The organism is Pseudomonas eutrophicaquae (assembly GCF_023544715.1).
GTDB lineage: Bacteria > Pseudomonadota > Gammaproteobacteria > Pseudomonadales > Pseudomonadaceae > Geopseudomonas.
In genome coordinates, this window is the sequence record NZ_JAMJEZ010000043.1 from 1 (window position 1) to 4,969 (window position 4,969).

Annotated in this window: 5 protein-coding genes; 2 read left to right on the forward strand and 3 right to left on the reverse strand. The window is 64.7% G+C overall.

The features are described 5' to 3' along the window. The 3 genes from MXC11_RS11965 to dusA form a co-directional block, all read right to left on the reverse strand. On the reverse strand, window positions 1-533 hold a 533-nt coding region (locus tag MXC11_RS11965; protein WP_250010401.1), incomplete at its 3' end, for an aldehyde dehydrogenase family protein. Window positions 534-656: 123 nt separating this feature from the next. Next, a complete protein-coding gene (locus MXC11_RS11970) occupies window positions 657-2,243 on the reverse strand; it encodes a methyl-accepting chemotaxis protein (protein ID WP_462938127.1) in 1,587 nt (528 codons plus the stop codon). A 187-nt stretch (window positions 2,244-2,430) separates the two neighbouring features. After that, entirely contained in the window at window positions 2,431-3,435 is a 1,005-nt protein-coding gene (gene dusA / locus MXC11_RS11975) for a tRNA dihydrouridine(20/20a) synthase DusA (RefSeq protein ID WP_250010402.1), read from the reverse strand. A 118-nt stretch (window positions 3,436-3,553) separates the two neighbouring features. Between dusA and MXC11_RS11980 the strand changes: the two genes are divergently transcribed. Then, window positions 3,554-4,702: a site-specific integrase gene (locus MXC11_RS11980; protein ID WP_250010403.1), complete on the forward strand. Its 1,149-nt coding sequence runs from the start codon at window positions 3,554-3,556 to the stop codon at window positions 4,700-4,702. Beyond that, window positions 4,650-4,856, forward strand: coding sequence for an excalibur calcium-binding domain-containing protein (locus MXC11_RS12200; RefSeq protein ID WP_284060495.1), 207 nt, complete (start codon window positions 4,650-4,652; stop codon window positions 4,854-4,856). Before MXC11_RS11980 ends, MXC11_RS12200 begins: the two co-directional genes overlap by 53 nt. Window positions 4,857-4,969 lie beyond the last annotated feature (113 nt).

Below are 4,969 nucleotides of genomic sequence, written 5' to 3' on the forward strand. Positions count from 1 at the left end.
GCCGGCGCCAGCTTCCAGGCGGCCATCAGCAGCGGGAAGTTCCAGGGGATGATCTGCCCGACCACGCCTAACGGCTCATGGAAGTGATAAGCCGCGGTGGTGTCATTGATCTCCGCGGTGCTGCCTTCCTGGGCACGGATGCAGCCGGCGAAGTAGCGGAAGTGATCGGCAGCCAGCGGCACGTCGGCGTTCAGCGTCTCGCGCACCGCCTTGCCGTTGTCCCAGGTCTCGGTGACCGCCAGCAGCTCAAGGTTCTGCTCGATACGATCAGCAATCTTCAGCAGGATATTGGCGCGCTCCTGCACCGAGGTGCGCCCCCAGGCGTCGGCTGCGGCATGCGCAGCGTCCAGCGCCCGCTCGATATCCGCGGCATCCGAGCGCGGAAATTCGGCGATTACCTCGCCATTCACCGGCGAGGTATTGATGAAGTACTGCCCATTGACCGGCGCCACAAACTGCCCGCCGATGTAGTTTCCATAACGCGACTTGAAGGAGATGACTGCGCCTTCGGTACCCGGTTGTGCGTAGATCATGTGTTTAGCCTCTTATGTTGTTATGGCGATGCAACGTGTCTTAACGGCAGGCGCCACCCGCCTGCCCGTGTTGAACAATACCGCGAGTGCCGGCCATGCCATAGCGGCTTGGCCGGCACTCGCTCAGGATGCGGTTGCCTCGGGGGCAGGCTCAGGACGATAACCCAGTCGCAGGCCGCCCCAGTGACGCCCCTGCACATGCAGTGGTACAGACAGATCGTGCATCTGCTCGCCGGTATCTCGCACATAGGTTTGCAGCAGCAGTGGCTGGCGATGGCTGCCGCAGCGCAAGCTGGCGCGATCCGTGAACAAGCGCTTGCTACGGCTGTGCAGGCGGTCGTACTCGACATCCCCGCTCGGCGGCTGGCTGAACGCCCGATTATGGGTCGGAACGTACCCCTCGGGCGTGCAGGCAATGGCAAAGACCAGCCCTTCATGACGCCCGAGCAGCGCTTCCTGAATCGCTGGTAGCACCTCATCGGTGAAGCGGTCGAATTGACTGCTGTACTTGGCCGGCTCAGTACCCGGCTGGTGCTGATACTGCCGATCAAACAGCGCATCGAGGCTGATCCGCCCGCTGCGAATCGCGCCCTCAAAGGCCTGCTCGATGGCTGCCGCGCCCTCGCGGGCCAGGTCGTAGATGCGCTGGTGGTAATCATCGAGGGCCACCTCGGCCAGTTGCTCGCTGATCCCCTCGGTCAGCGCCTCCAGGCGATTGGCTTCCTCTTCCAGACGGTGGGTCTGGGCATCGCTGACCGCCAGATCCTGGCGCATCTGCTCGATGGCCTCGAACAGGTGAGCCAGTTGCTGGCGATTGTCCTGCGAGCCGCGGGCGATTTCCCCGACCTGATTCTCGACCCCGGCCGCCAGGGTGGCGATGCTGTCCAGGTGCTGCCCGGCATCCTCCACCTCGCCCACCCCGAGCACCAGTTCATCCGCCAGCTGACGAATCTGCGCCACCACTTCGCGGGTGTTTTGCTGGATATCCGCGATCATCCGCCCGACCTCACCGGTCGCCGCGCTGGTACGTCCGGCGAGGCTGCGCACCTCGCTGGCCACCACGGCAAAACCGCGGCCATGCTCGCCGGCCCGCGCCGCTTCGATGGCCGCGTTGAGCGCCAGCAGGTTGGTCTGGCTGGCGACCTCCTCGATCACCGCGGTGACTTTCTGGATTTCCTCACTGCGCTGGTAGAGGGTCTCGATCAGCGCGCGGCTGGTGCCAGCCTGCTGACGCAGCGCCTGCATGCGCGACACCGTATCGCTCAGCACCCGCCGCCCGGCATCGCTGCTCTCGCGGCTCTCCAGCGCGGCCTCGGCTGCGCGCTGGCTGAGGGCGGCAGTCTGTGCCTCGGTGGCGATCATCGTCTCGGCACTGCCGACAATCCGCTCAGCCGAATCGACCTGCGAGGCAAGACGGGTGGCCAGCTCCTGCACCGAGTGCGCAACGCCAGCCGCCGCCAGTGCGTTACCACTCACCGAGCGGGACAACTGCCGGGCCAAGGCGCGAATATCCGGCCCGGATCCGCCGCGCCGCGCTAGAAGTGGCAGCGCGAGCGGCAACAGCAGCAGCACTGGCAGACACAGCCACAAGGGCAGGCCACCCAGCGCCTGGGCGGCGGTCAGCAAGGCACCCGCCATTCCGATCAACAGGGGCAGGAACATAGGACGCAGAAACTCTGCACGCATCAGGGCAACCTCTCCACAGCACATTGCCCACGCCCCGCCGAGGCGGGTTGCGGGCAATCGATCATCGTCATCAGCCAGCCCTGACACGGCAGGCAGCTGGCAGCATGTCGGCCCGCTCAGGGGCGGGCCGGCATGGGTTCTCCCTGACTATAGTCAGCGCTGGCCGATCTGCGGCCGCGACCAAGGTCGCAGAAGCGGTGGAGGATCGTACTCAGTGCTCGCCAAGCAACTCAATGGCGCGCTGGTACAGCCCCAGAGGATCATCAGTGCGATGCACATCGGCTGAGAGCAGCTGGCGGAACTTACGGGCACCGGGGAAGCCCTGCGCCAGCCCCAGCACATGGCGAGTGATGTGATGCAGCGCGCCACCCCTGGCAAGATGCGCCTCGATGTAGGGCTGCAGGGCACGCAGCACATCCCCGCGGGTTGGCACCACCCGCTCGACACCAAACAACGTCTGATCGACCTGCGCCAGCAGGTAGGGGTTGTGATACGCCTCACGGCCCAGCATCACGCCATCGAAGGTTTCCAGATGCGTCTGGCAGGCCTCCAGGGTCTTGATCCCGCCGTTGAGGATGAGCTCAAGGTCCGGGAAGTCGCGTTTGAGCTGCGCCGCCACTTCATAACGCAGCGGCGGGACTTCGCGGTTTTCCTTGGGCGAGAGCCCTTCCAGGATGGCAATGCGCGCATGCACCGTGAAGCTGCGGCAGCCCGCCGTGGCCACCTGCCCGACAAAATCACACAGCTCGGCGTAACTGTCGCGACCATTGATGCCGATCCGGTGCTTGACGGTGACCGGAATCCCGACTGCGTCCTGCATGGCCTTCACACAGTCGGCGACCAGTGCCGGATGCCCCATCAGGCAGGCCCCGATCATGTTGTGCTGCACCCGATCGCTCGGGCAGCCGACATTGAGGTTGACCTCGTCATAGCCCCACGCCTCGGCCATTTTCGCGCAGGCCGCCAGATCGGCCGGCACACTGCCGCCCAGCTGCAGCGCCAACGGATGCTCGGCGGCATCGTAGTCAAGAAACCGCGCCCGATCGCCGTGCAGCAGCGCGCCGGTGGTGACCATCTCGGTATACAGCAGTGCCTCATGCGACAGCAGACGCAGGAAGTAGCGGCAATGGCGATCCGTCCAGTCCATCATCGGCGCCACGGAAAAGCGGCGGGACGGCTCAGGCCGCGTGGTTGCTGGGGTTGGGGCTGTTTTCATCGTCGGCTGTCGGTGTGGATTCGCTGGGGTTTTCGGGTGTTTCCGGGTGTTTTTTCGGACTCGGTGGTAAAATTTACCACCGCACTCCGATCTTTTACCACCGCTCGAGGGTATCGCAATGGCCACAATCCGCAGTCGCACGAACGCTGATGGGAAGACCATGTACACCGCGCAGATCAGGATCAAGCGCGGCGGCAAGCAAGTCTATCAGGAGGCCGCAAGCTTCTCGCGGCTCAAGGCGGCTGAGGCCTGGGCGAAGCGCCGCGAGGTTGAGCTTGAGGATCCAGCTGCCCTGCAGCGCGCCCAGCGCGGCGGATCAGTCTCGCTGGCGGACATGATCGAGCGATACATCGCCGAGCGCGACCCTGCCCGCCCAATGGGCAAGACCAAAGCGGCCACGCTGCGGGCGGTAGCCGCCAGTCCACTGGGTGAGCTGGTCGAGCCTGAGCTGACATCGCAGGCGCTGGTCGACTATGTGCTGTGGCGCATGAGTGATGCCGGCGGGAATGTGCAGCCGCAGACCGCGGGCAATGACCTCTCACACATCAGCGCCGTGCTGTCGATCGCCAAGCCGGCCTGGGGATACGATGTCGACGGACGCATCTGCGAGGATGCGCGCAAGGTCATCAAGAAGCTGGGGTATGCCACCCGCTCTCGCGAGCGTGATCGCCGACCGACGCTTGAAGAGCTTGACCGCCTGCTGACGCGCTTCCTTGAAGTCCAGGCTTTCCGGCCGACCAGCACGGCGATGGCGAAGGTGGTCGGCTTTGCGCTGTTCTCTGCGCGACGCCAGGAAGAGATCACGCGGATCCGCTGGGAAGACCTGGACGAAGCTCGTCAGCGAGTGCTGGTGCGCGACATGAAGAACCCCGGCGACAAGTGGGGCAACGACGTCTGGTGCCACCTGCCGGACGAGGCCTGGGCCATCCTCCACAGCATGCCGCGCGTCTGCGCGGAGATCTTCCCCTACAACAGCGATTCCATCTCCGCATCATGGACACGGGCCTGCAAGATCCTCGGGATCGAGAACCTGCACTTCCACGACCTGCGCCACGAAGGCATCAGCCGGCTGTTCGAAATGGACTGGGACATTCCCCGCGTCGCCAGCGTCTCCGGCCACCGCGACTGGAACTCGCTGCGCCGCTACACGCACCTGCACGGACGCAGCGACCCCTACCGAGAATGGTCGTGGCTGGCGCGGATCATCGCCGCCCCTGTGGAGTTGGGCACACGAGGCAGAGGCAACGCGACAATACCCTCGCACTGACCGAGCGAGCAGTGGCCACAGTTGTTCTACGCGCAAGACGTGCGGCCAGATGGCATCGTGCGCCGAAGCGCGTTATCAACTGGAACAATGCGGCAACGGTCGCCTCGATAGGGATGGTGACGGTGTGCCGTGTGAGAGCTTGTTCCGGCAATAGGATCAGCGGGAGGACAACCTGCAGCGCGGTTGCCCGCTGAACCGCCCCGAGTTTCCCGGAGGCTCCAACCTTTGAGAGGATGGAGCCATGAAGAAATCCACCAAGTACTCCCC

What these genes read in the sequence shown, in the direction of transcription:
- MXC11_RS11970 (WP_462938127.1), bottom strand. Translation starts at nt 2,243, where the DNA reads ATGTGCTGTGGAGAGGTTGCCCTGATGCGTGCAGAGTTTCTGCGTCCT.
- dusA (WP_250010402.1), bottom strand. Translation starts at nt 3,435, where the DNA reads ATGAAAACAGCCCCAACCCCAGCAACCACGCGGCCTGAGCCGTCCCGC.
- MXC11_RS11980 (WP_250010403.1), top strand. Translation starts at nt 3,554, where the DNA reads ATGGCCACAATCCGCAGTCGCACGAACGCTGATGGGAAGACCATGTAC.